This window comes from Microbacterium altimontanum, assembly GCF_058349865.2.
Map to the genome: position 1 here is coordinate 204,752 of NZ_JBYRJB020000002.1, position 22,765 is coordinate 227,516.

The window sequence follows — 22,765 nt, forward strand, 5'->3', positions numbered from 1 at the left end:
CGGCGGCCGCGCCCGTTACCGTGGACAGATGAGTACCGCAGAGGACTCCCCCGCCACCACCAGGCACGGACGCGGCGACACCCGTTTCTTCGGGCAGCCGTGGGCGCTGGCGCACCTGTTCGGCGTCGAGATGTGGGAGCGCTTCAGCTTCTACGGCATGCAGGGCATCCTGCTCATCTACCTGTACTACTCCGTCACGCGCGGCGGACTCGGGATGCCGGAGGCCACCGCCAGCGGCATCGTCGGCGCGTACGGCGGCGCCGTCTACCTCTCCACGGTCCTCGGCGCCTGGATCGCCGACCGCCTGATCGGGTCGGAGCGGGTGCTGTTCTACAGCGCCATCGTGATCATGTGCGGGCACATCGCGCTCGCGCTGCTGCCGGGCTTCGTCGGGGTGGGCGTCGGCCTGATCCTCGTCGCCGTCGGGTCGGGCGGACTGAAGGCGAACGCGACGTCGGTGGTCGGCACGCTGTACGAGCCCGACGACCCGCGCCGCGACGGCGGCTTCTCGCTCTTCTACCTCGGAATCAACCTGGGCGCCTTCTTCGGCCCCATCCTCACTGGGTTGCTGCAATCGACGATCGGCTTCCACTACGGGTTCGGCCTCGCCGCGGTCGGGATGGCGCTGGGACTGATCCAGTACTCGTTCGGCCGCAAGCAGCTGCCGGCTGAAGCGCACCACGTCCCCAACCCGCTGCCGCGAAACCGCTACCCCCTGATAATCGGCATCGGCGCGGCGGCAGTGGTCGTCATCGTCGTGCTCGTGCTGGTCGGCGTCATCCGCGCCGACAACCTCGCGGGCATCGTCATCCTCGCCACGGTCGCCGCAGCCATCGCGTACTTCGCGGTGATCCTGTCGAGTCGGCGCATCGACGCGACCGAGCGGTCGCGCGTGTGGGGCTTTCTGCCGCTGTTCATCACGAGCGTCGCGTTCTGGTCGCTGTACCAGCAGCAGTTCACCGTGCTCACCGTCTACTCCGACAAGCGTCTCGACCGCGACCTGTTCGGGTGGGAGATGCCGGTGTCGTGGGTCCAGTCCATCAACCCGGTGTTCATCATCGTCCTGTCGGGCGTGTTCGCCACGGTCTGGACCAAGCTCGGCCGGCGGCAGCCGTCGACCCCCGTGAAGTTCGCGCTCGCTGCGGTGATCATGGGCGTCGCGTTCCTGCTGTTCCTGCCGTTCGCCGGCGGAGGTCCGAACTCGACGCCGTTGCTGGCCATCGTCGGCATCCTGTTCGTGTTCACCGTGGCGGAGCTGCTGCTGTCACCGGTCGGCCTGTCGGTGGCGACGAAACTCGCGCCGTCGCTGTTCACCACGCAGATGGTCGCGCTGTTCTTCCTCTCGGTCGCCCTCGGCACAGCGATCTCGGGCTGGCTGGCCAAGTTCTACGACCCGCAGAACGAGGTGCCGTACTTCTCGATCCTGGGCGGGCTCGCGATCGTCGTCGGCATCTGCCTCGCCATCGCGGTGAAGCCGGTGCTCGCCCTCATGAAGGGTGTGCGATGAGCCGACGGCCGTGACCGCGAACCGGTCGCTGTCAAGGCCTTCCGCGACCCTGTTCCCGACGGTTAACGTCGCCGCATCGGAAGGAGACCCTCATGTCCACAGGCGCATTCCCACCCCCACTGCCCTTCGGCGCGGGCGACGACCCCGACGACGACCTCGATGAGCCGTTCGTCGACGAGGACGGCGAGGAGGTGCTCGATGACGACGCCGACGACGACCTCATCTCGAGCGCCGACGCCGACCGCATCGCGGCCGAGGACGGCGAGACGGACGACGACGATGAGGACGACTACTACGACGACGAGGAGGAGTAGCCGCCCGACCGCGATTCACCTGGCCCGGTTGCACACCGCAGCGGTGATCCGTGTGCAATCGAGCCAGGTGAAGAGGCTGCGAGAGGGCCGGATGCGTCAGCCGCGGCCGGCGGCGAGGGAGCGGATCAGCGCGTGCTGGCGCCGCAGCTGGTCGGACGCGCGGTAGAGCTCGCGGTGTCCCTCGTACTCGCTGGAGAACCATCCCGTGTACCCGGCGCCGAGCGCCACGTCGAGGATCTCGCGCCACGGGATGTAGTGGTCGACGAGTTCGTCGTCGACCTCGTAGAACTTGGCCTGGAAGTAGACGACGTGCTCCATCACGTCGGCGAGGTCGGAGACCGGCACGAACGGCACCTCCGGTGGCCGGGCGCCGCCGGTGCCCATCTGGAACGCGGCGCTGCCGCCGCGGCGCGCATACCGCTGCACATCGAACACGCCGGTGTCGATGAGCAGACCGAACTGCTCCGTGCCCGTGCGCTCCTTGAACTCGAGGTACTCCTCGACGACCGGCGACTTGATGACCGTCGGCCAGTGGATCTCGGGGCAGATGACGATGCCGAGTTCGGCCGCCAGGTCGAGGTTGCGCTCGACCGCGTCGGCCCAGATCGGGTCGACGCGCAGGTCCTCGCTGATCACGCCGATCTTCGGCCGCAGGAACGAGAAGCCGAGCCGGGAGGCCAGTCGCAGGTCGAGCTCGAGCTGGTCGGCGCCCTCGGCCACCGTCATCGAACGGCCGGGGAACCGCCGCGTGTCGAGCCACGAGCCGTACAGCGTGGGGGTCAGCCCGAGTCGCTCGTTGCGTGCGTACCAGGCGTCGATCCACGCGGTGGACGGGTTCGGGTAGTCCTCGATGTGGCCTTCGCCGAGGATCTCCAGCCCCGTCGCGCCGAGGTCTGCGACGTCCTCGATGCAGTCCTCGACCGTCATCGTGACGCCGAGGTCCTCCGTGTAGCTGTACAGGGACACTCCGAGCCCGAAGGGCAGGCTGCCGGTGCTCATCGGACGATCACCGCCTTCCGTGTCGCGGTCCAGATCGAGGGCTGCAGCTCCTCGGGGATGTACGACATCCGCACCCGCAGCACGAATGTCACGTCGTGGATGCCGCGGGCGAGCCCGCCCGCTCTGGGGACGGTGAGCACGGCGGCCTTGTCCATCGGCCACCGCGCCTCGGTCGACGACTGCAGTTCGGCGAACGAGTACTCGCCCGTGGGCAGCGTCCAGCGGATGTCGTCTCCGTCGAACTCCTCGTCGTCGACGATGACCGTGGGCTTGTCGAGTAGATTGCCCCACATCCCGCGGTAGTACGGGCTGCGCACGCGCAGCTGGAAGCCCGTGGCGGCGTCCTCGGGTCCGACGTTGCGGAACCCGGCCGCCTGGATCAGCGGTTCTTCGAGCATTGTCTTCCTTTCGCTTCGATGCGGTTCTGTCTCAGGTGAGCGGCGTGCGCCCCTTTGCGCGCGCGGACCGCTCCGCGTTCGCGAGGACCTCGGAGTTGAAGTACTCCTGCTGCAGGATGACGGCGCCATCCTGCACGCGCAGCAGATGCACGAACGACTGCGGATACGGCTCCCCGAGGAACGTGGCCTCGGGCACCATGCGGCTCGTCACGAAGAACAGGCTCGGGTCCTCGCAGGGATGGATGACGAGGTCGCGGTGCACGCAGTTCGCGAACATCCCGTTGTTGTTCCTGGTGTTCGCCACGATCTCGTCGCGCCCTTCCCACCGCGTCTTCGGCAGGCCCTGGGGCGCGAACGGCAGCTCCTTGACCCCGTCGGGGTGCCAGAGCGCGATGCGCTCCTCGGGGTTGTCGAGGTTCGAGGCGAAGAACGCCTCGACCACCGCGCGATTGCGGGCCCGCAGCTCGTCACGGTCGGTCATGACTGCTGCTCGAGGTCGTCTGCCGCCCGGCGTGCGCCCCGCACCGCCAGGGCGACGCTCATCAGCGTGGGATTCATCGTGTTCGCGGTGGGGATCAACGCGTTGCCGCCGACCACGAGGTTCTCGTAGCCCCAGACCCGCGAGTACGGATCGGCGACCGAGCTGCCGTCGTCGGTCTCGCCCATCCGCATCGTCCCCATGTAGTGGAGGCTCGACCCGTTGGGAAGGAGACGCGGCTCTGCCACGAACGTCCCCAGTGCCTCGCCCGCCCGACGCAGCAGCGCCGTGGCCTTCTCGATCTCGGCCTGCTCGGCGTCGGTGAGCTCGTACTCGATCGTCATGTTGGGCAGGGCGCGGTAGTCGAGCTCGTCGTCGTCGAAGCGCACGCCGTCCTGCACCCGAGGGCGTTTCCGCACGCCATAGCCCATGTTCACGTAGCCCCAGCGGTTGCCCGACGCGGGGTGCGCGGGGTCGAGCGGGAAGGGTGGGTTCTCGGCGTACATGACCTGCAGAGAGAACGGGTGGTCGGGTTCGGAGAAGGGGATGCGGTTGACGGCCGCCACCGGGTCTACGGGGTTCTGCGCGCGGCGCTCCAGTTCGCGCCCCAACTCTTCGTCGGTGACCAGGCGCGACATCCGCTCGCCGTCCAGCGCCACGGTGCTGATCACGACGTGGTGCTCGGTGAGGTAGCGGCCGAGCGCCGCGGGTCGGATGTCGGACGCCCACAGCAGCTGCGGCGACCGGAACGCGTCCGCCGCGACCACGACGAGGTCGGCGGGCACGAACTCCTGCTCGTGCGTGCGCAGGTCCTCGACCGTGACTCCCGTCACCCTCGTGTCGTCGTGCTCGATGCGACGCACCAGTGTGAGGTCGCGCAGGGTGAATCGTGCAGCCTCGGGCGTGCCGGATTCGATGAGCGGGCCGAGGACGACGTCGGCCCCTGCCCACCTCATGGACCCGTCCGGCTGCGGGTCGCCGGCGACCGGAAGCGTGCTCGGCCCGTAGCCCTCGGGCAGCTCGCCGGCGAACTCGTCAGCCAGCAGCGCACTGATGGCCGACGAGATGGGCGAGTCAGCGAATGCGGAGTGCTGCACGTGCAGCAGCCGCTCCGCGTCGGCGATGAGGTCGTCCCATTCCGCATCGGCGATGAACGGGATGCGTTCGCTGAACGACGGCGCCGGTGTGGCGCACGTCCAGTGCGCGCCCATGCCCCCCACGTTGGTCGATGCGGCCGCCGCCGGGAACTGCGGGGCGTGTGCCGCGCCGGCCGCGCCGAAGTCGAGGAGATGCGTGCCGCCGCGGGCGGTGAACATCCCCTCCACGACGACGCCCTCGGGAATGCCGAGTGAAGCGCGGTGCTCGCCCGCCTGCGGACCCTGCGACCGCTCGCGCGCCGTCTCCTTCGCGACCGGGTCGGAGATGTTGCGGACGCTCTCCCCCGGTGTCTCGCTCAACTGCGGACCCGCCTCGAACATGACGACCCGGGCGTCGGGCAGCCGCTCGAGCAGCACGCGGGCGTAGGCCGAGCCGATCGGTCCGCTGCCGACGACGGCGATGGTGGGGGCGCTGGTCATGAAATGCTCCTAACGGGATGCCGCGGCGCGGCGGTCGCGGGGACGTCGTCGAGTTCGTCGGGCAGCCTGCCGCCCGGAAGCAGCAGCGACGCGATGACTCCGACCGCGTATGTCGCCGCGAGCGCGAGGAAGATCGGGGCGAACACGTCGCGGTACAGCTGGGCGATCTGCCCCTGCACCGCCTGAGAGGCGGCGTGCACGTCGGTGGGCGTCAGGGTCGCCGCATCCGTTCCCGCCGGAAGTCCGGCCGCGACGGCGAACCCGATCACTCCGCCGATCAGCGCGGTGGCGACGGTCGCCCCGACCTGGCGGACGAGGTTCACCGTCGCGGTGACGGCCCCGGTCTCGCTGCGCGGAGCGGCGCTCTGCACGACGGCGACGATGAGGCTCATGAAGGCGCCGGTGCCGAGGCCGACGAGCGCCATGACGAGCATCGGCACCCACAGTGGGAGTCCCACCGGGAGCACCGCCATCACGGCGAGGCCTGCGGCTCCGAGGATCGTGCCGGCGATCGGGAACAGTCGATAGTGGCCGGTGCGGCTCGCGAGCCATCCGGATGCGAGGTTGCTCACGAGCATGCCGAACACCGTCGCGATCGGCACGAACCCCGACACGGTGGCGCTGGTGCGGTACGCCATCTGGAAGTAGGTCGGGAGGTAGGCCGTGATGGAGAACAGGCCGACGCCGATGATCGCCGAGATGACGATCCCCGTGGCGATCGTGCGATTCGCGAGGTGATGCAAAGGGACGATCGGGTTCTTCGCGCGCAGCTCGATGACGACGAACGCGACGAGGCAGACCGCCGCCGCGCCGACGGCGACGAGCGCGGCGGCCAGCTGCTGCGGGTCGACGATCCACGTCACGGCGAGAACGAGCGACACGAGACCGGCGGTGAGGGTGGCCGCGCCCGCGACGTCGAACCGCGCCCGACCACCCCCGGCGAGATGCGGCACGGCGACGACCGCGAGGACGAACGCGACGATGCCGACGGGCGCGTTCACCCAGAAGACCCAGGGCCAGCTCCAGTAGTCGGTGATGAGCCCACCGATGACCGGGCCCACGAGGATCGCGACCGGGAACGCCGCCCCGATGATCGCCATGTACTTGGGCCGCTGGCGCGGGGTGGTGGTGGCGGCGATGATCGTCTGCGACATGAGCTGCAGACCCGCCGAGCTCATCCCCTGCACCACCCGCGCGACGATGAGCCACAGCATGCTCGACGCGAAGCCGCACGCGACCGACGAGACGATGAACACGACGACGGAGGAGAGGAAGACGCCACGCGGCCCCACCATGTCGCCGAGCTTGCCGAGCACCGGCAGCAGCACCGTGCTCGCGAGCGTGTAGCCGACGACGATCCAGCTCATGTGCTCGAGGGCGCCGAGCTCGCCCGCGACGGTGGCCAGCGCGGTCGTGACCACCGTGTTGTCGAGGGCGCCGAGGAACGAGACTGTCAGCAGTGAGACGACAAGGAGGCGGAAACGCAGTGGCGAGAGCGGCATACGAAGTCACCCGAACGATCGGGCCGTCGACGCGACACGGTGTGCCCCGGAGCGCCGTCGCGTCCGAGATCGAACCCCAGGGGTCCCAACGTCATGTCGATTATATGCTTCCCAATGTCGGAAAGCAACAAAAGTGGGCTTTGGCGCGGGAGAGAGCAGATCGTCACGGATGGGCGGTCGCGCGCAGCAGCTCGTCGGCGTTGCGACCGAGGATGAGCTGGGTCACCTCATCCGGCAGACCCGCCACGCGGACGAAGCCGACCGGATCCTCCGAGCCCATGTCGAAGGGGAAGTCGCTGCCCAGCACGACCTGGGAGGCACCGGCGACCTCGACGAGATGCCGCAGCGCCGCGTGATCGTGCACGACGGTGTCGAAGAAGATGCGCCTCAGATACGACGAGGGTTCGTGGCGGCAGACGCGGGCATCCAGACGGACGCGCCAGGCGTGATCGCTGCGGCCGATGGCGGTGGGAAGGTAGCCGCCGCCGTGCGCCGCGACGATCTTCAGGTCGGGATGGCGATCGAGGACACCCGAGAAGATCAGGTGCGACAGCGCGACGGCGTTCTCCACCGGCTGGCCGACGGTGTTCGCGAGGTAGTAGCGATCGAGCCGCTCGTCGAGGCTGCAGCCGAACGGATGGAGGAACACGATCGCGCCGAGCTCGACGGCGCGATCCCAGAACGGCTCGAGCCGCTCGTCGGACAGCTCCACCGATCCCGCGGACGACGAGATCTCCACTCCGGCGAGGCCTCGCCCGAGGACGGCGTCGTCGAGGCACTCCACGATGCGGGACGGATGCTGCAGCGGGACGAGGCCCAGTCCCGCCAGCCGCTCCGGGGCATGCGCGACGTGCTCGGCCACCAGGCGGTTCGCCTCGCACGCGACCCACACCGAGAGTCCCTCCCCCGCCCAGGGATAGAAGTGGCTCGGCGACGCGCTCACCCACTGCCCGTCGACGCCCTGCGCATCCATCGCCGCAAGCCGCTCCGCCACTTCCGTGAGCTTCGGGATGCGTGCGCCGACCATGGGTCCCGAGACGGCGAGGCTCGCCGCGCCGTTGCGCCGCAGCTCGAGTGCCTCGGCCGTCGCGAATCCCTCCGGTTCGCGACGGCGGACCTCGGCCTGCAGCTCGGGCAGCAGGACGTGCGCGTGCACGTCGGTCACGGGAGCGGTCACGCGGGCTGCGCCATCTGGTGTGCGATGCCGAAGATCAGCCCGCCGGCGTCGGCGTCACGATCGCCGTCGATCTGCCACTGCCCCAGCTGCACCGATGCCTCGACGACGGCGCGCGCCCGGGGCAGACGACGAGAGTGGAAGTCGTTCCACAGCGCCTCATCGACGGCATCCCGGTCGATGAGGAGCTCGGTCAGCACCCAGGCATCCTCGAGCCCCTGCGCCGCGCCCTGTGCGATCGTCGGCGGGCATGAGTGGGCGGCGTCGCCGATGACGACGGTGCGATCGCGGTTCCACGGGGCATCCACCAGGTGCTGCGTGAACCAGGTGTAATTCACCCGCGCGCCGGCGGCGAGGTCGGCGCGGATCGACTCCCAGGGACCGTGGTACGCCTGCGACTCCTCGAGCATGATCCGCACGGCTTCGTCGTCGCTCACCCCGAATCGGTCCTGCGCCTTCTCGACGAGGAACGCATACATCGTGTCGTCGCCGGTGGGGGTGTACCCGGCGATGTACACGGGACCCCCGTAGTACAGCTCGCTGCGCTCCACCTCTGCGGGCCGCGAGACGAACGAGCGCCAGATCCCCATGCCCGTCGGCTGAGGGACGGCGTCGATGCCGATCAGGCTGCGGACGGCGGAGTGCAGGCCGTCGGCGCCCACGAGCAGGTCGTAGGCGCCGGCCGACGCATCCGCCACGAACACCTCGACGCCCTGCTCACGCTGCTCCAGCCCGGTCACCGTCGCGCCGAACCGGACCTGCGCTCCGGCGGCCCGGGCGTGGGCGAGCATGATCGCGGCGAGGTCGGGCCGGTACATGCCCATGCCGGCCGGATAGTCCGGCCCACCGGTCTTGACGTCGGGAAGCTGCGCGACCACCGGGGCGCCGGGACCGGGTGCGCGCAGCGTGAGCCCTTCGAACGCGTAGCCGGCCGCGCGCACGTCGTCCCAGACGCCGAGGGCATCGAAGACGCGCAGCGCGTTCCCCTGCAGCGTGATCCCGGAGCCGAGGGCGCTGAGCTCGGGCTTGGCCTCGAACACGTCGACGGCGATGCCGGCCTTCGCCAGCCGGATGGCGACGGCGAGTCCGGTGATTCCGGCGCCCGCGACGGCGACTCTCGATACGGCGGTCATGGCGGAACCTCTCTGTTCGTGCGGCGGCGGCTCGGTCACCGGGTCGGAGCCATCAGCCCCGCCCCTGCTTTCCGTAGGGGTTCAGGAGCGCGTCGCGAATCTCGTCGGGCACTCCCTCCTCGGTCGCGCTGGGACCGTCGGCGGCCGGGAACGACTCGGTCATCGACATCGGCATCGCGCCGTTGCGGTAGAAGTTGTTCGAGCCGAGCGAGGGCTTCCACGTGTTGGGCTCCCAGTCGGGCACGTAATTGCGGTACCCGCCGGTGTTGAGTTCGACCCGCAGACTCGACGGCTCGCGGTAATACAGGAAGTTCTGCTCGCCGATGCCGTGGATCGAGGGCCCGTACTCGATCGGGACGCCGCTTTCCATCAGCGTGTCGGCGGCGATGAGCAGCTCCTCGCGGGTGTCCACCCAGAACGCGTAGTGGTTGATGCGCCCGGCGCGGCTGGAGCCGTCGAGCACCACGCCGAGGTCGTGCGACTTCTCGTTCGTGGTGAGCACCGAGAAGACCGAGATCGGCGCTTCGTCGAGCAGGGTGCGGGCCATGATCCGGAAGCCGAGAACCTCGCTGTACCAGTCGGCGAACGCGTCGACATCGCTCGCGGCGACCGTGACGTGATCGAGCTGGCGCGGAGCGCCGGCGACGGTGCTGCGCCGCGCGGGCCGGTCGGGGTAGATGGATGCGGCGTGGCCGGGAGCCCGGTGCCGCGTGACGTCCCAGTGCAGCGTCATCGAGTGGCCCCACGGACCGGTGAACCGGTAGGCGCGGCCGATGCGGTGCACGTCGACCCACTCCCCCTGGGCCCCGCTCGCCTCAATGCGCCTGACCGCCTCGTCGAGCGCCTCCGCGCTCGACGTGCGCCAGGCCATCGTGGCGAGCGACGGCTCGTCACCGGGAAGGATCACGAGCGAGTAGGCGTAGTGGTCGCCCCAGCAGCGCAGGTAGACGGCACCGTCGACGCGGTCGGCAACCGTCAGACCCACCTGCTCCTCGTAGAAGCGGACCGACTCCTCGACGTCGGGCGACGTGATGGCGACGTACGAGAGGTGCGAGAGAAGCGTGATCATCGTCGATCCTTTCCACGGGGCGAACAGGACTGCCCACATCAACTCTGGGCGGTGCGCGACCATCCAGGAAGATGAGGATGCCTATCCCGTCCATCACCCACGCTGATACGCGCGTGGGCACGTCGCTGCGCTTCCTCGGCCACGACGGCGTCGGACAGCGCGTCGTCGGGATCGGCGACGTCGCCGTCGCCGCGCAACGCGACGAGCACCCTGCGCACGGCCATGCGGAGACCGTCTTCGAAGCGCTGCGGCGGGATGCGCTCACCTGCCTCGGACGCGAAAGCGAGGCGCGCCGGAGCGCCGGCCGCGAGCGAGACCTCGAGCCGGGAGACGCCGGCGGCTACGACCCGCAGCCGGTCGGAGCTGCCGGGAACGGCCGCGAGGTTGATCGTCGCGCTGACGTGGCCGGCCGCGAGAAGGCAGAACACCCCGGTCGCCGCGCCGGCCGCCACCATCCGCACCGGCGCGCCGGAGAGTTCCCGCACCCAGCCCACCGCGTCCCGCAGCACTGCCGCCAGCCGACGCGGCGGTGCGGCGCCGTCGATCCAGATCGCCTGCGGCGCCTCATCGAGCCGCGCGTCTGCCATGACGTCGGTGCGCAGCAGCGGGCGGTGCAGGACCACCGGGACGCTGACGGCGTTCCGCAGGCCGGCCAGAGCGGCGGCGGGCGCAGGAACCGGGTCGTCCACGACGACCCCCCTCGCGCCCTCGCGGACCACGCCGGCGACAGCATCCCACCATCGGTCGTCGCCGCCGATCACGGCGATCGCCCCGGCGGGGCTCTCCTGCGGCGCCGCTGACCGCGGCAGCGACAGCACCCGCGCGCGATGGGTGGAGGTCGCCGCCCACACGGGGACAGCTCCCGCTGCGGCGGTCACGGGGCGCTCTCCGCGACGGCGGTGCACGCCACGGCGCTGCGCGTCGCGTCGGCCGCCGCGTCGGCGAGCCGCATCGTGTACCGGGCGTCATCCAGCAGTTCGTCGTACTCCACGGGCGCGCCCTCCTCGATCAGAGCAGCCAGGGCTCGCCATTCGGCGAGGTATCCGTCCTCGGGCACGACGGGGTACCGGGTGGTCCGCCCGTCGGGCGATCGCACCGTCACGGCCGCGGCGCCGGCGTGCACGAACGAGGGCGGGAAGTCGACGTCGACCACGTCGTGCGATGTGCCGATCGACATCCGCCACAGCGCATCGGGACCGCCCGGCAGCATCACCGCATTCAGGACCACCTGCACGTCGCCGGCGAGGTAGCCCACCGAGTAGCCGACGGGCGGCACGGGCCGGGAGAACACCACGTCGCCGAGCTGCGGCGCGAGGTCACGAATCGCGGGGAGGTCGTGCACGGCGAGACCCATCACGAGCTGACGGACCACGGCGGCTGCGACATCCGGATCCGTGAGATCCGGACCGCCGCCGTGGGACCTCCCCGCCGCTGAAGCCGGCGCCGCCTCGGAGACGACCTCGTGATAGCGCGTGTTCGGCGGGAGCGCGACCGTCACGGTGATCGTCCGCACCGTGGCGCCCAAGACGACGAGGTGATGCGTGACGCGACCCCACGCCGGGTCGAACAGGTGGTTCGTGCCCACCACGAGCACGGTCCCCGCCGCACGGCAGGCGGCGATAACCTCCTCGGCGTCGGCGATGCTCGTCGCCAGCGGCTTCTCGCAGAGCACCGCCCGCTTGCCCGCCGCCACCGCCGCGAGCACGTGGGCGGCATGCTGATCGGGAAGACTGCAGACCGCCACGACGTCGACGTCGGGGTCGGCGAGCACCTCGTCGACGCCCGATGACCACCGGGCACCCCGCTGCTCGGCGATCGCTCGCGCCCGTCCGCTGCCGCCGTCGGCGACGTGTGCGACACGGAACCGCTCGGGGAGCAGATCGAGCGTCGGCAGGTGCAGCGCGGCAACGCCCGGGCCGGCACCGATGAGGCCCACTGAATGCGGCATCGTCGCTCCTCCTTTTGTCTTGATTATGCCTAAGTGGGTTCGCTGGCGTCCATAGTGTGCGCGAAAATGCGGACTAAAGCGTCAGAGTTGTGTCAGAATCGAGCGTGGCCAGAGAGTCGGCACTGCGCTTCGGAGCGCAGACGGATGAAGTGACGAGCCTGCTGCGGATCGTGAACATGGTACGCACGGGCGAGGCTGCGACGCGGCCCGAGATCGGTCGCCTCACCGGCCTCGGCCGCGGGGTCGTGACGCAGCGTGTCGGGGCAGCCATCGACATGGGGTTCCTCGAGGACGGGGAGTTCGGGCCGTCGTCGGGCGGTCGCGCTCCTCGGACGCTGCGGTTCCGCGCCGATCGCGGTCAGATCGTGGTCTGCGCGCTGGGCGCCCTGCACATCCGCGTCGGCCTCGCCTCGCTCGACGGCGAGGTGACGGCGCAGACGCACCGCCCATGGGACATCGCCCGCGGCCCCGCGGAGACGCTCGATGCGGCGATGAGCATGATCGACGAGCTGCTGTCACGCGACGGCGCCGCCGAGGTGTGGGCGGTGTCCGTCGGCGTGCCGGGCCCGGTCGATTTCGACAGCGGCTCGCCCGTCGCACCCCCGATCATGCCGGGATGGAACGGCTTCGACGTCCGGCGGCGGTTCGAGCAGCGCTTCGACGCTCCGGTCTGGGTCGACAACGACGTGAACCTGCTCGCCCTCGCCGAGCGCGCCCGGCGTCGCGACGAGCCGGTCGATCTCATCTACTGCAAGGTGGGCAGTGGCATCGGGGCCGGCCTGCTCTCCCGCGGGCGCATCCACCGCGGGGCGAACGGCGCCGCCGGCGACATCGGGCACGTGCGAGTGCGCGATTCCGACGTCGTGTGTCGGTGCGGCAAGGTCGGGTGCCTCGAAGCGGAAGCGGGCGGCTGGGCGATCGTGCGCGAGGCGGAGCGCGCCGTGGAAGAGGGGCGCGGCGGAGTGCTCGCTGCGGCGCATGGGCGCGGCGAGGCGATCACCCCCGAGGCGATCGCCGTCGCGGCCATGGACGGCGACGCCCTGGCGATCGCACTCGTGCAGCGCTCGGCCCGACTGGTGGGCGAGGCGATCGCAGCGCTCGTCAACATGTTCAACCCGGGGGTGATCGTGGTGGGAGGCTCCATCTCCTCGGCGGGCGAGATCTTCCTCGCCGAGATCCGTCAGCGCGTCTACGAGCTGTCACTGCCGCTGGCCACCCGCGACCTCAGCATCGTGCGGTCGTTCGGCGACGAGCAGGAGCCGCTGCGCGGTGGAGCAGAGCTCGCGATCGAGCAGCTCTTCGACACGACGTTCCCGCGGTGGTTCGCCGACGGCCGCCCGACGATCGAGGGCGTGCGCGCCGCATCCTGACCCTTCTTCCCGTTTTCTACCAAAGTCTGTACATTGGTATCAAAACTGGGAGGGAGCGCCATGCTCACCGCACTGCGCGATGATGCGCTGACCGCCACGCCCGGTGGGTTCGACCTGCGGCTCGGGCTGCCGTGGATCCGTTCGCTTCCGCTTGCGAGCCTCACCGACGTCGCTGTAACGATCGACGGCGCATCCGTCGACGACCTCCGGCTGCCTCACGCCGGCGATCGCTGGTGGTTCGTGCAGGACCGCGTCGTGCTCCGGAGCGGACAGCCCGTGGGCGCCGGACCGCATCACGTCGTCGTGAGCTTCACGCTGACGATCCCGTACCTCGCGGCCGGGCCCGACGACCCGTTGCGACTGCCGTTCCGGGTCGAGCGCATGCTCGTGCCGGCCGACGAGCTCACCGGAGTCTCGGAGGACGTCGCGTGAGCGCCGCGCTTCCCGCCGGATGGACGCTCGCCGCGTCGGCCTTCAACTGGACGCGCGAGGTGCTGCGCGCACGCCGCACCACTCATCGCGTCGCGGCCGACATCGTGGCGGACGGCGTCGCAGACGTGATCGAGATCGAAGCAGGTCAGACGCTGCGCGGCTTTCCGGAGCCTGACGGGGACGAGCCCGAGCGGCTGCGCGACGCCGTGGAGCAGGCGGGCGGCCGCATCGGCATCGTGGGCGCGTCGATCGACGACTGGGCGCCCTCGGGCTCGCGGCGCAGCGAGGCTCAGCGCCTCGCGTTCCTGCTTCCGCAGCTGCACGTCGCGCATCGCCTGGGCGCCATCGGCGTGCGGCTTCCGATCGGGCAGGCGGGTCCGGCGCTGACGGCCCGCATCCTGCCGCTGCTGCACGAGCTCGATCTGGTGCTCTACGAAGAGGTGCAGGGGCAGCAGACGCCCGGCAGTGCCGGCCTCGCCGACAGCTACGCAGCGATCGCCGACCTCGACGACCCCCGTGTGCGGCTCCTCGTGGACATCAGCATGCTGATGCCCGCCCTGCCGCCGTCGTACCTCGCGGTGCTGCGGGAGGGCGGAGTGCCGGGCATCCTCATCGACGCGCTGACCGACGGATGGCGCGACCCCGCGACGCATGAGGCGGTCGTCGCACTCCTGCGCAGCGGCGGGGTGCCCGGCGCCGTGCACACGGCATACATGAACCTGCTCGTGCGCTTCGGCCGGTCTCGGGCGGCCGACCTGCGCGAGGTGCTGCCGCTCGTCGGCGGCGTCCACTTGAAGTTCTGGGACCTCGACGACACCGACGGACGGATCACGACGCCCATCCGCGAACTCGCCACCGAGCTGGCCGCCGTGGGCTTCACCGGCACGCTGTGCAGCGAGTGGGGCGGGCACGAGTGGCTCGACGCCGACCCGGCCGCCGCCACGCGGGCGCACCTCGCGCTGGCGTCGTCGGCGCTGGCCGAGGGTGGGACGCAGGCGTCCCGATGTTGAGGGACGATCCACAGCGACTCTCGCCGCCGCTCGACGTTTCGGCTCGCTGCGCTCGCTCAACGACCAGTGGTGCGGATCCCGGCGCTCGTGGCAGAAGCAGGTCGTTTCGCGCGCTGCGCTCGCGCAACGAACCGGGGGTCAGCCCTTCGTGGAGAACGCGGCGTCGAAGGCGGCGGCCGGCGGAGTGATGGCGTTCAGCTCACGGACGAAGGCGAGCGCCTCGGGCGCACCCTGCAGGCGGTCCATCCCCGCGTCCTCCCACTCGACGCTCGTCGGCCCGTCGTACTGGATGGCGTTGAGCGCGCGGAAGATCGGCTCCCACGGCACCTCGCCGTGACCTGTCGAGACGAAGGTCCATCCCCGTCGCGGGTTCGCCCACGGCAGGTGCGAGCCGAGCACGCCGTTGCGGCCGTCGAGGTTGGTCACCGACTCCTTGACGTGCACGTGGAAGATGTCGTCGGCGAAGTCGAGGATGAACGCCACCGGGTCGAGCTGCTGCCACATGAAGTGCGAGGGGTCGAAGTTGAACCCGAAGCTCTTCCGGTGCCCGATCGCGTCGAGCGTCGCCTTCGCCGTCCAGTAGTCGTAGGCGATCTCGGACGGGTGCGGCTCGAGCGCGAAGCGCACCCCTTCCTCCTCGAAGACGTCCAGGATGGGATTCCAGCGGTCGGCGAAGTCCTGGTAGCCCGCGGCGATCATCTCGTCGGACGCCGGCGGGAACATCGCGACGTACTTCCAGATCGACGACCCGGTGAACCCCGTGACGGTCTTCACGCCGAGGCGCGCAGCCAGGCGGGCCGTGTTCTTCAGCTCCTCGGCGGCGCGGCGGCGGACGCCCTCCGGGTCGCCGTCGCCCCAGACGCTGTCGGGGAGGATGTCGCGGTGCCGCTGATCGATCGGGTCGTCGCAGACCGCCTGGCCCTTCAGGTGGTTCGAGATCGTCCACACCGTCAGGCCGTTGCGCTCGAGGATGTCGAGCCGGTCCCGGATGTAGGCGTCGTCATCCCAGCGGCTGGGGTCGAGGTGATCGCCCCAGCAGGCGATCTCGAGACCGTCGTACCCCCACTCCCCGGCGAGCCGGCACACCTCTTCGAACGGCAGGTCGGCCCACTGGCCGGTGAACAGGGTGATGGGACGGGTCATGTCGCTCTCTCCTTCGAAATCAGACGCGGACGGGAACGCCGGTGCGTTCCCACGCGGAGTCGTTCGCGGCACTGCGCTCGACGGCGGCGAGTACCCGCTGCACGCCGAGCCCCTCGGCGAACGTGGGATGCGGGTCGACGTCGCCGTGGATCGCCGCCACGAGGTCGACGACCTGATGCACGAACCCGTGCTCGTAGCCGAGCATATGGCCCGCGGGCCACCAGGCGCCGACGTACGGGTGCTGCGCCTCGGTGACCAGGATCTTCGTGAAGCCCTGCCGATCGTCGGGGGCCGTGCGGTCGTAGAACTGCAGGCTGTTGAGGTCCTCGAGGTCGAAGGCAAGCGCGCCCTTGTCGCCGGAGACCTCGATCGTCAGCGCGTTCTTGCGGCCCGTCGCGAACCGCGTCGCCTCGAACGAGACCAGCGCGCCGCCGGAAAGGCGGCCGGCGAAGATCGCCGCATCGTCGACTGTGACCTCGCCGTACCCGTCGGCCGCCACACCCGTCAGTCCCGCGCCGGAGCCGAGCAGGGGTCGCTGCTTCACGATCGTCTCGACGGTGCCCGACACCGCCTCGACGGTCTGCCCGGTGACGAACTGGGTCATATCGATGATGTGGGCGCCGATGTCGCCCAGCGCTCCCGAGCCGGCGCGCTCCTTCTGCAGCCGCCACGCCAGCGGCGCCTCGGGATCGACGAGCCAGTCCTGGCGATAGGCGGCGCGCACCTGCTGCACGGTTCCGATGGTGCCCTGGGCGATGAGGTCGCGCAGGAACGTGACGGCCGGGACGCGGCGGTACGTGAAGCCCACCATCGCCTTCGCACCACGGTCTGCGGCGCGCTCGGCGGCGGCGAGCATCGCCTCGGCCTCCTCCACCGAGTTCGCGAGCGGCTTCTCGCAGAGGACATGCTTTCCGGCGTCGAGCGCGGCGATGGCGATCTCGGCGTGCGAATCGCCGGGTGTGACGATGTCGACGATGTCGATGTCGTCGCGAGCGATGACCTCGCGCCAGTCTGTGGCCGACTCGGCCCACCCCCAGTGCGCGGCGGCCTGGGCGACGGCGTCGGCGTTCCTGCCCACCAGTACGCTCATCTCGACGTCTTCGGCGAGATCGAACACCGCCGGAGCCTGCCGCCACCCGACCGAGTGCGCGGCGCCCATGAAGCCGTATCCGATCATGGCCACCCGCAGGGGGCGTTTCGACTCGCTTCGCTCGCTCAACGACCGGGAGGCGCTTCGCTCGCTCAACGACCGGGAGGCGCTTCGCTCGCTCAACGACCGGGGTTCGGTCATGCGAGCACCACCTCTCGCTCGACCGGCACGCGGTTCGTGACGTAGCGGCCGGGCCCGCCGTCGACGCCGGGCATGATCTGCATGTAGAGCAGCCGCATCGTGAGGACCACCTCGACGGTGAGCGCGGCGCCGGGCTCGGGAACGTGGTCGAGCGGGATGAGCACGTCGGGCCGGTCGGCGACGAACCAGAGCGTCTCCCACTGCTCGGGAAGCTCCTCGACGCGGTAGGTGCGTCCGTTCAGCGCGAAGCGCAGCGCCTCGCGAGGGACCGGCACGCCGTCGACGGATGCCTCGACATCGTCGACGGCCGAGAGCCAGAGGCTGCGGTACCAGGGGATCTGCACCGAGACGGCGATGCCGTCGTCGGTGCGCCGGACGTCGTTCTCGGAGAACAGGGAGTTGTGCGTGGCCATGTTTTCCTCGCTGTCAGGCCGGGACGACGGCGTCTTCGATCGCACGCCGCATGAGGGCGTGCTGCTTCTTCACGAGCGCGATGGGGTCTGCCTCGCCGAGGTCGCTGAACGCGTGCCCCTCCCATTCGCTGGACAGGTACCCCTGGTAGCCGCCCTTCACAAACTGCCGCACGATGCGCGGGATGTCCATCGCCGGCTCGTCGCCGTTCGCGTCGATGTCGTAGAACTTCGCGTGCACGTGGAAGATCTGCGGCATGATGTCGAGCCACTCCTCCGGCGGCACGAGGCCGTGCATGTTGAACGCGAGGCGGGTGAACGGACCGAATCGCACCGGGTCGACGCCCTCGCCGCGCAGGTAGTCCTCGAAGGCCTGATTGCGCACGTGCATCGGCTCCGAACGGTGCCAGATCTCGTCCATCACGGGGAAGTGGCGCTCGTCGAGGCCCATCTTCGCCAGCTGCGTGAGCAGCGTCGGCGACAGGCTGTGCATCGTCGAGGAGAAGTCGGCGGTGAAGCCGAGCCGGTCGCTGCCGAGCTCGTCGTACATCTCACGGATGCCGAGCACCACGGGGTCGTTCGGCCCCTGCGGCGCGTGGATCTCGTAGCCGAGCTTCTGGTCGTACTCCTCGGCGAGGGGCAGCAGGCGGCGCAGCAGCTCCTTTCCGGCCGAGCGGATGACGACGCGTGTGAACCCGAGCGTGTGCGCGGTCTTCAGCTGCCGGGCGAGGAAGTCGTGCTCCTCGTCGGGCGTCATGTCGCGCTCCTTGCGGCGTCCCATGTCGAGGTTCGTGCCGACGGCGCTGGGCTCGAGCCCGTACTTCTCCAGGGTGCTGAACCAGAGCTTCACGAACGCCCGGTCGACGTCGGGATAGGTGCGCAGCAGCTGCGCGATGTTGAACTCGACACCGGGGCCGATGCCGTTCTCGGCGACGGCGGCGATGAGCGTCTCCGGTGTGTAGAGACCCGCGGCGAACTCGCTCGTCATGGAGTAAAGCGTCGTGCCGAGCTTGATCCCTGTTCCCGCGATCGACTCGCTCATGCGCGTGCTCCTTCCGTGCGGGCCGCCGCTGTCCGCCCATCGGCGCGGCCGCGGCTCAGCCACTGCGACAGCTGCGTGCGGGCGGCTGCGGCATCCGTCTCCATCCGGCTTCCGGCGTCTTCCGCTGCGGACCGCTGCACCGCCTGCTCGGCGGCGATGATGTCGAACGGGCTCTGCCAGTGGTTCCAGTGCCACCCCTCGTACTCGCTCGAGACGGCACCGTTGTAGCCGTTCTCGACGAGCAGGCGGATGAGGTCGCGCACCGGGACCGACGGCTCCTCGCCGTTCTCGTCGATGCCGAAGAACTTGCCGTGCACGTGCCGGATCCACTGCATGATCTCGAGCCAGTCGTCGACGCGAGCAGGACCGAACAGTCCCGTGCCGTTGATCCCGAAGTCGATGCCGAGATCGGGCCGGCCGTTCTCGGCGCCCAGGGCGATGAACCGGCCGAAACGCTCAGCGTGCTCGGCCTGGTCGGCGGGCGGCCCTGCCTCATAGAACTCGTCCCACAGCGCGACGACCTTCTCGAGCAGCTCGTCGGATGCTCCGCGGCGGCGATACGCCTCGACCAGAGACGGGGCGAAGCCCGACGTGGTCGCACCCCAGTCGGCGGTGAAGCCGAGGAAGGGCGATCCGACCTTCTCGTAGCGGTCGCGCAGCGCGAGGATGCGCGGGTGGGATGCGTACTGGTCGGCGTGGACCTCGAGGGCCAGCGTGACGCCGTAGCGCTCGGCGACCGGGGCGAGGCGCTCCATCGAGTCGGGCTCGATCGAGATCTGCACACGTGCGATCGGGAACCCGAGCTTCGCCGCCGCTTCGATCTGCCGGCGCATGTACTCGATGAGCTCGTCCTGGTTCAGCAGCCGATCGCGATGGATGCCGATGTCGGCGTTGATCGCGAGCGAGGTCTGCACCAGACCGACCTCGTCGACGAGATCGCGGAAGCGCCCCGCGAACGCGTCGTCGATCGCCGGGAATCCGCGGAAGCTGGAGAACCCGATGATCTCGAGCCCCGGGCCGTTTCCGTCGGCGGCGACCTTGCGGATCAGCCCCTCGAGGTCGTACTGGCGACCGTGGAACGCGCGGGTGAAGCTGTAGAGGGTGACTCCCTGGATGGGCGTGCCGAGGCCGGTCATGCTGCCACCGCCGTCATCGTCTTGGTGTCGCGCTCCTCGATGTGGAGCACCTCCTGGTCGCCGATCACGATGTACGGGATGTAGAGGGTGAGCTCGACGGTCACCTCGTGCTCGGGACCCAACGAGACCGGGACCTCGCCCGAGAGGACGGCGGAGTCGAGCGGAAACCACCACTGCTCCGTGTCGTCGACCATCTCGGCGAAGGTGAACGTCCTGCCGTTCATCTCCCAGCGCAGCGTCTCCGCCGGCGCGCCGACGCCGTCGACCGTCAGTCTGGCGCCGGCGATGCACGATGCCGGCAGTGCCCGGTACCACGGGATGCGCACTTCGACCGACGCGCGGGTGCCGTCGCTGGTGAGGGTGCCCTGCTCGATGAGCCGATCGGGGATCACGGCATCCACCTCCCTACTTTCTCGTTGTTCCTACACATTAATGTCTCTTTTCGACATAAGCAAGCGTCAGCGCGGAATCGTCAGCTCGCTCGCGATGCGGCGCGCGCCGCGCACGGCGAGCGCGACGGAGGTGAGCGTCGGGTTGCAGGCGGTGGCGGTGGGGATCACGCCGTTGCCCGCGACGAACACGCCCGGCGCCTGCCAGAGCTCGCTGTCGGGCCCGCAGACGCTGCGCCCGTCGTCGGTCGCGCCCATCCGCACTGTGCCCTGATAGTGCAGGGAGGCACCGAACGGCATCGTGAACGGGCGCTCGTCGAGAGGCTCGCCCACCGCCTTCCCCAGGCGCACGATCTGGGCACGCGCCCGCTCGAGCACCTCGTGGTCGCGCGGAGTGAGCCGGTAGCGGATACTCATCGCGGGCATGCCGTACGCATCGGTCTTCTCGTCCGAGAACTCGACGCGGTCGTCCCACTGGAGGTCCTTGGCGGTGAACAATCCCAGGCCGACGATGGTGCCGGGCGCCGCGGGGTCGTCCTCGGCGAGGGGCACAGGCGAGGCATCCAGCTGCATGATCTGGCCGTGGAAGGGCTCGGCGTCGGTGAACGGCACCCAGCTGACGCCGCTCTGCTCGCTCAGCGAGCCGCTGATGACGTCGTGCTCGTCGGACTGTCCGGCGGGAGTGCTGCGCGTGTCCGTTTCGGCATCGCGGATGCGCGCCGCGAACACGATCTGCGACTGGTCGTTGAGCATGCGTCCGAGCGCTGCGGGACGGATGCCGGATGCCCAGAGCACCTGCGGCGTGCGCAGGGCGTCGGCGGCCACGACGACGAACCGTGCGCGGACCTCGTGGACGGTGCCGGTGCGCAGGTCGCGCACCTCGACGCCCACGGCCCGCCCGTCGCGCAGGAGCACGCGGCTGACGAGCGACTCGTCGTGCAGCGAGAAGCGGGGATTGGCGCGGGTGGCGTCGCCGAGCACGACATCCGAGCCCGACCAGACGAGGCCGCCGTCGGCGCGACGGTGCACGGCGAGCGGCATCCGCTGCACGCGCCGGTCGGGGGCGCGTGAATCGTCGACCGCCGCGGCGAGGCGCTCGCGGACGAGTTCCGTGTACGGTGCACCGTCGAACGCGTCGGTGGTCACCCCGAGCAGGCGGTCGCCCTCGTCGAGCAGCTCGTCGAGATCGTCGAGGAAGTCGATGCGCTCGCTGTCGCCCGGCCGCGGGCAGGCCCCGGTCCAGTGCGCTCCCATGCCGCCGACGTTGCTGGAGAACGCGGCGACCGGGAGGCCGTCTTCGTCGGCGGAGGCATAGCCGTCGGGCAGGAGGTAGGTGCCGGGACGGGCCATCCGGTCGCCGGATTTCACGGCGCCGGGCGAGTTCACGGTGGCAGCGCCGGCTCCCGGACCCTCCGACCGCTCCTGTGCGCGGGCACGGGCCGCCGCGTCCACGATGTTCTTCACGTGCGCGCCGGGCGGGTCGGAGACGGTGGGACCGACCTCGAACATCGCGATCGTGGCGTCGGGCGCGCGCTCGGTGAGGATGCGCGCGTACGCGGCGCCCGTCGGCCCGCTGCCGACGATCGCGACGTCCACCTCGGCGGGATACCGGCTCTCGTCGCTGCGCTCGTCGTCGCTCATGCCTGTGCCGCCAGTTCGCGGATGAGGGCGGTCGACGCCGCCGACTCCTGGGTCGGGTAGTACTCGAGCCCGATGGGCCCGTCGTACCCCGCGGCGCGCAGGATCCCGAGCCGCTGCGGCCAGTCGAGGTCGCCCGAGCCCGGTTCGCCCCGCCCCGGGGCGTCGGCGAGCTGGACGTAGGCGAGCACGTCGGCCGCGTTCGTCAGCTCGCGCTCCATGTCCTCTCCCTCGACCGCCGAGTGGTAGATGTCGTAGAGGATGCCGAAGAACGGCGAGTCGACCCCGCGGGCGACGTAAACGGCCTCGGCGGTGCGGTCGAGGAGCGAGCCCGGGTGGTCGACGCGCACGTTGACGGGCTCGAGCGCGAGGGTGATGCCCGATCCGTCGATCTGGGCAATCGCCGTCCGGTAGATCTCGATGAGCTTGTCGAGCTGCACCTGGCGCTTCCAGCCTCCGAACCCGGTGCCGCTGCCGACGACGATGCGCGGGCAGTCGAGCTCGCGAGCGATCGCGACGCCTTCGTCGAGCTTGCGGAAGAACTCGGAATGGTCCCACGGCGGGATCATGAACTGCGTGCGCGGCTCGCTCAGTTGCGCGGTGAGCTGCGTGCCGGTCTCCTCGAGTGCGGCCTTCAACGCCGGGATGTCCTTCGGCTTCGCCGGCGCGTCGACCCCGGTGGGCCCCCACATCTCCACGGCGGTGAAGCCCGCCGCGGCTGCGGCGCGGATGCGGTCGTGGTAGTCGCCCGCCTCGGTGAAGAGCAGTTCGATGTTGGGTGCGAGCTGGTACATGAGATCTCCTG

The 22,765-nt window shown here is 70.1% G+C and carries 23 protein-coding genes; 5 read left to right on the plus strand and 18 right to left on the minus strand.

Annotated elements, in window-relative coordinates:
- The first annotated feature begins 28 nt into the window (after positions 1–28).
- Complete coding sequence (locus AC3RX1_RS03200; protein WP_491499796.1) at positions 29–1,507, plus strand: peptide MFS transporter; 1,479 nt, start codon at positions 29–31, stop codon at positions 1,505–1,507.
- A 92-nt stretch (positions 1,508–1,599) separates the two neighbouring features.
- Positions 1,600–1,821: a hypothetical protein gene (locus tag AC3RX1_RS03205; protein ID WP_491499797.1), complete on the plus strand. Its 222-nt coding sequence runs from the start codon at positions 1,600–1,602 to the stop codon at positions 1,819–1,821.
- A 96-nt stretch (positions 1,822–1,917) separates the two neighbouring features.
- Here the strand turns inward: AC3RX1_RS03205 and AC3RX1_RS03210 are convergent, their stop codons facing one another.
- The 10 genes from AC3RX1_RS03210 to AC3RX1_RS03255 all read right to left on the minus strand — a co-directional run bounded on the left by AC3RX1_RS03210 (position 1,918) and on the right by AC3RX1_RS03255 (position 12,099).
- Entirely contained in the window at positions 1,918–2,820 is a 903-nt protein-coding gene (locus AC3RX1_RS03210; RefSeq protein WP_491499798.1) for a sugar phosphate isomerase/epimerase family protein, read from the minus strand.
- Positions 2,817–3,218: a C-glycoside deglycosidase beta subunit domain-containing protein gene (locus AC3RX1_RS03215; RefSeq protein WP_491499799.1), complete on the minus strand. Its 402-nt coding sequence runs from the start codon at positions 3,216–3,218 to the stop codon at positions 2,817–2,819. Before AC3RX1_RS03215 ends, AC3RX1_RS03210 begins: the two co-directional genes overlap by 4 nt.
- Before the next feature lie 31 nt (positions 3,219–3,249).
- Entirely contained in the window at positions 3,250–3,699 is a 450-nt protein-coding gene (locus tag AC3RX1_RS03220; RefSeq protein WP_491499800.1) for a nuclear transport factor 2 family protein, read from the minus strand.
- Complete coding sequence (locus tag AC3RX1_RS03225) at positions 3,696–5,273, minus strand: GMC oxidoreductase (protein WP_491499801.1); 1,578 nt, start codon at positions 5,271–5,273, stop codon at positions 3,696–3,698. Before AC3RX1_RS03225 ends, AC3RX1_RS03220 begins: the two co-directional genes overlap by 4 nt.
- Positions 5,270–6,775, minus strand: coding sequence for an MFS transporter (locus AC3RX1_RS03230; protein WP_491499802.1), 1,506 nt, complete (start codon positions 6,773–6,775; stop codon positions 5,270–5,272). Before AC3RX1_RS03230 ends, AC3RX1_RS03225 begins: the two co-directional genes overlap by 4 nt.
- A gap of 163 nt (positions 6,776–6,938) precedes the next feature.
- The gene (locus AC3RX1_RS03235; protein ID WP_491499803.1) at positions 6,939–7,952 is read right to left on the minus strand and encodes an amidohydrolase family protein; all 1,014 of its coding nucleotides are present in this window, start codon (positions 7,950–7,952) and stop codon (positions 6,939–6,941) included.
- A complete protein-coding gene (locus tag AC3RX1_RS03240; RefSeq protein WP_491499804.1) occupies positions 7,949–9,082 on the minus strand; it encodes an FAD-dependent monooxygenase in 1,134 nt (377 codons plus the stop codon). The genes AC3RX1_RS03235 and AC3RX1_RS03240 overlap by 4 nt, the downstream gene beginning before the upstream one ends.
- 52 nt (positions 9,083–9,134) lie before the next feature.
- The gene (locus tag AC3RX1_RS03245) at positions 9,135–10,151 is read right to left on the minus strand and encodes a VOC family protein (RefSeq protein ID WP_491499805.1); all 1,017 of its coding nucleotides are present in this window, start codon (positions 10,149–10,151) and stop codon (positions 9,135–9,137) included.
- A gap of 38 nt (positions 10,152–10,189) precedes the next feature.
- Positions 10,190–11,029: a hypothetical protein gene (locus tag AC3RX1_RS03250; RefSeq protein WP_491499806.1), complete on the minus strand. Its 840-nt coding sequence runs from the start codon at positions 11,027–11,029 to the stop codon at positions 10,190–10,192.
- Complete coding sequence (locus AC3RX1_RS03255; protein WP_491499807.1) at positions 11,026–12,099, minus strand: Gfo/Idh/MocA family oxidoreductase; 1,074 nt, start codon at positions 12,097–12,099, stop codon at positions 11,026–11,028. Before AC3RX1_RS03255 ends, AC3RX1_RS03250 begins: the two co-directional genes overlap by 4 nt.
- Positions 12,100–12,203: 104 nt before the next feature.
- Here AC3RX1_RS03255 and AC3RX1_RS03260 point away from each other — a divergent pair, with 104 nt between their 5' ends.
- Genes AC3RX1_RS03260 through AC3RX1_RS03270 form a run of 3 tightly spaced genes read left to right on the plus strand, consistent with a single transcriptional unit; the run spans position 12,204 to position 14,911 of the window.
- A complete protein-coding gene (locus AC3RX1_RS03260; protein WP_491499808.1) occupies positions 12,204–13,469 on the plus strand; it encodes an ROK family protein in 1,266 nt (421 codons plus the stop codon).
- A gap of 60 nt (positions 13,470–13,529) precedes the next feature.
- The gene (locus AC3RX1_RS03265; RefSeq protein WP_491499809.1) at positions 13,530–13,901 is read left to right on the plus strand and encodes a hypothetical protein; all 372 of its coding nucleotides are present in this window, start codon (positions 13,530–13,532) and stop codon (positions 13,899–13,901) included.
- Complete coding sequence (locus tag AC3RX1_RS03270; protein ID WP_491499810.1) at positions 13,898–14,911, plus strand: restriction endonuclease subunit R; 1,014 nt, start codon at positions 13,898–13,900, stop codon at positions 14,909–14,911. Before AC3RX1_RS03265 ends, AC3RX1_RS03270 begins: the two co-directional genes overlap by 4 nt.
- 138 nt (positions 14,912–15,049) lie before the next feature.
- Here the strand turns inward: AC3RX1_RS03270 and AC3RX1_RS03275 are convergent, their stop codons facing one another.
- From AC3RX1_RS03275 to AC3RX1_RS03310, 8 genes are all read right to left on the minus strand, one after another.
- Positions 15,050–16,054 (minus strand): sugar phosphate isomerase/epimerase family protein, encoded by a 1,005-nt coding sequence (locus AC3RX1_RS03275; protein ID WP_491499811.1) that lies wholly within the window; start codon positions 16,052–16,054, stop codon positions 15,050–15,052.
- A 19-nt stretch (positions 16,055–16,073) separates the two neighbouring features.
- Positions 16,074–17,231: a Gfo/Idh/MocA family protein gene (locus AC3RX1_RS03280; protein WP_491500087.1), complete on the minus strand. Its 1,158-nt coding sequence runs from the start codon at positions 17,229–17,231 to the stop codon at positions 16,074–16,076.
- Between the two features lie 110 nt (positions 17,232–17,341).
- On the minus strand, positions 17,342–17,758 hold the full coding sequence (locus tag AC3RX1_RS03285; RefSeq protein ID WP_491499812.1) for a C-glycoside deglycosidase beta subunit domain-containing protein: 417 nt from the start codon (positions 17,756–17,758) through the stop codon (positions 17,342–17,344).
- A 13-nt stretch (positions 17,759–17,771) separates the two neighbouring features.
- Positions 17,772–18,797: a sugar phosphate isomerase/epimerase family protein gene (locus tag AC3RX1_RS03290; RefSeq protein WP_491499813.1), complete on the minus strand. Its 1,026-nt coding sequence runs from the start codon at positions 18,795–18,797 to the stop codon at positions 17,772–17,774.
- A complete protein-coding gene (locus tag AC3RX1_RS03295; protein ID WP_491499814.1) occupies positions 18,794–19,933 on the minus strand; it encodes a sugar phosphate isomerase/epimerase family protein in 1,140 nt (379 codons plus the stop codon). The genes AC3RX1_RS03290 and AC3RX1_RS03295 overlap by 4 nt, the downstream gene beginning before the upstream one ends.
- Positions 19,930–20,334 (minus strand): C-glycoside deglycosidase beta subunit domain-containing protein, encoded by a 405-nt coding sequence (locus AC3RX1_RS03300; protein ID WP_491499815.1) that lies wholly within the window; start codon positions 20,332–20,334, stop codon positions 19,930–19,932. The genes AC3RX1_RS03295 and AC3RX1_RS03300 overlap by 4 nt, the downstream gene beginning before the upstream one ends.
- A 57-nt stretch (positions 20,335–20,391) precedes the next feature.
- On the minus strand, positions 20,392–21,963 hold the full coding sequence (gene carA, locus AC3RX1_RS03305) for a c-glycoside 3-oxidase CarA (protein WP_491499816.1): 1,572 nt from the start codon (positions 21,961–21,963) through the stop codon (positions 20,392–20,394).
- The gene (locus AC3RX1_RS03310; RefSeq protein WP_491499817.1) at positions 21,960–22,754 is read right to left on the minus strand and encodes a TIM barrel protein; all 795 of its coding nucleotides are present in this window, start codon (positions 22,752–22,754) and stop codon (positions 21,960–21,962) included. The genes carA and AC3RX1_RS03310 overlap by 4 nt, the downstream gene beginning before the upstream one ends.
- Positions 22,755–22,765: the final 11 nt, after the last annotated feature.

What these genes read in the sequence shown, in the direction of transcription:
- AC3RX1_RS03255 (WP_491499807.1), bottom strand. Translation starts at nt 12,099, where the DNA reads ATGCCGCATTCAGTGGGCCTCATCGGTGCCGGCCCGGGCGTTGCCGCG.
- AC3RX1_RS03225 (WP_491499801.1), bottom strand. Translation starts at nt 5,273, where the DNA reads ATGACCAGCGCCCCCACCATCGCCGTCGTCGGCAGCGGACCGATCGGC.
- AC3RX1_RS03285 (WP_491499812.1), bottom strand. Translation starts at nt 17,758, where the DNA reads ATGGCCACGCACAACTCCCTGTTCTCCGAGAACGACGTCCGGCGCACC.
- AC3RX1_RS03295 (WP_491499814.1), bottom strand. Translation starts at nt 19,933, where the DNA reads ATGACCGGCCTCGGCACGCCCATCCAGGGAGTCACCCTCTACAGCTTC.
- AC3RX1_RS03265 (WP_491499809.1), top strand. Translation starts at nt 13,530, where the DNA reads ATGCTCACCGCACTGCGCGATGATGCGCTGACCGCCACGCCCGGTGGG.
- AC3RX1_RS03280 (WP_491500087.1), bottom strand. Translation starts at nt 17,231, where the DNA reads ATGATCGGATACGGCTTCATGGGCGCCGCGCACTCGGTCGGGTGGCGG.
- AC3RX1_RS03290 (WP_491499813.1), bottom strand. Translation starts at nt 18,797, where the DNA reads ATGAGCGAGTCGATCGCGGGAACAGGGATCAAGCTCGGCACGACGCTT.
- carA (WP_491499816.1), bottom strand. Translation starts at nt 21,963, where the DNA reads ATGAGCGACGACGAGCGCAGCGACGAGAGCCGGTATCCCGCCGAGGTG.
- AC3RX1_RS03210 (WP_491499798.1), bottom strand. Translation starts at nt 2,820, where the DNA reads ATGAGCACCGGCAGCCTGCCCTTCGGGCTCGGAGTGTCCCTGTACAGC.
- AC3RX1_RS03205 (WP_491499797.1), top strand. Translation starts at nt 1,600, where the DNA reads ATGTCCACAGGCGCATTCCCACCCCCACTGCCCTTCGGCGCGGGCGAC.
- AC3RX1_RS03200 (WP_491499796.1), top strand. Translation starts at nt 29, where the DNA reads ATGAGTACCGCAGAGGACTCCCCCGCCACCACCAGGCACGGACGCGGC.
- AC3RX1_RS03310 (WP_491499817.1), bottom strand. Translation starts at nt 22,754, where the DNA reads ATGTACCAGCTCGCACCCAACATCGAACTGCTCTTCACCGAGGCGGGC.
- AC3RX1_RS03220 (WP_491499800.1), bottom strand. Translation starts at nt 3,699, where the DNA reads ATGACCGACCGTGACGAGCTGCGGGCCCGCAATCGCGCGGTGGTCGAG.
- AC3RX1_RS03215 (WP_491499799.1), bottom strand. Translation starts at nt 3,218, where the DNA reads ATGCTCGAAGAACCGCTGATCCAGGCGGCCGGGTTCCGCAACGTCGGA.
- AC3RX1_RS03230 (WP_491499802.1), bottom strand. Translation starts at nt 6,775, where the DNA reads ATGCCGCTCTCGCCACTGCGTTTCCGCCTCCTTGTCGTCTCACTGCTG.
- AC3RX1_RS03245 (WP_491499805.1), bottom strand. Translation starts at nt 10,151, where the DNA reads ATGATCACGCTTCTCTCGCACCTCTCGTACGTCGCCATCACGTCGCCC.
- AC3RX1_RS03240 (WP_491499804.1), bottom strand. Translation starts at nt 9,082, where the DNA reads ATGACCGCCGTATCGAGAGTCGCCGTCGCGGGCGCCGGAATCACCGGA.
- AC3RX1_RS03275 (WP_491499811.1), bottom strand. Translation starts at nt 16,054, where the DNA reads ATGACCCGTCCCATCACCCTGTTCACCGGCCAGTGGGCCGACCTGCCG.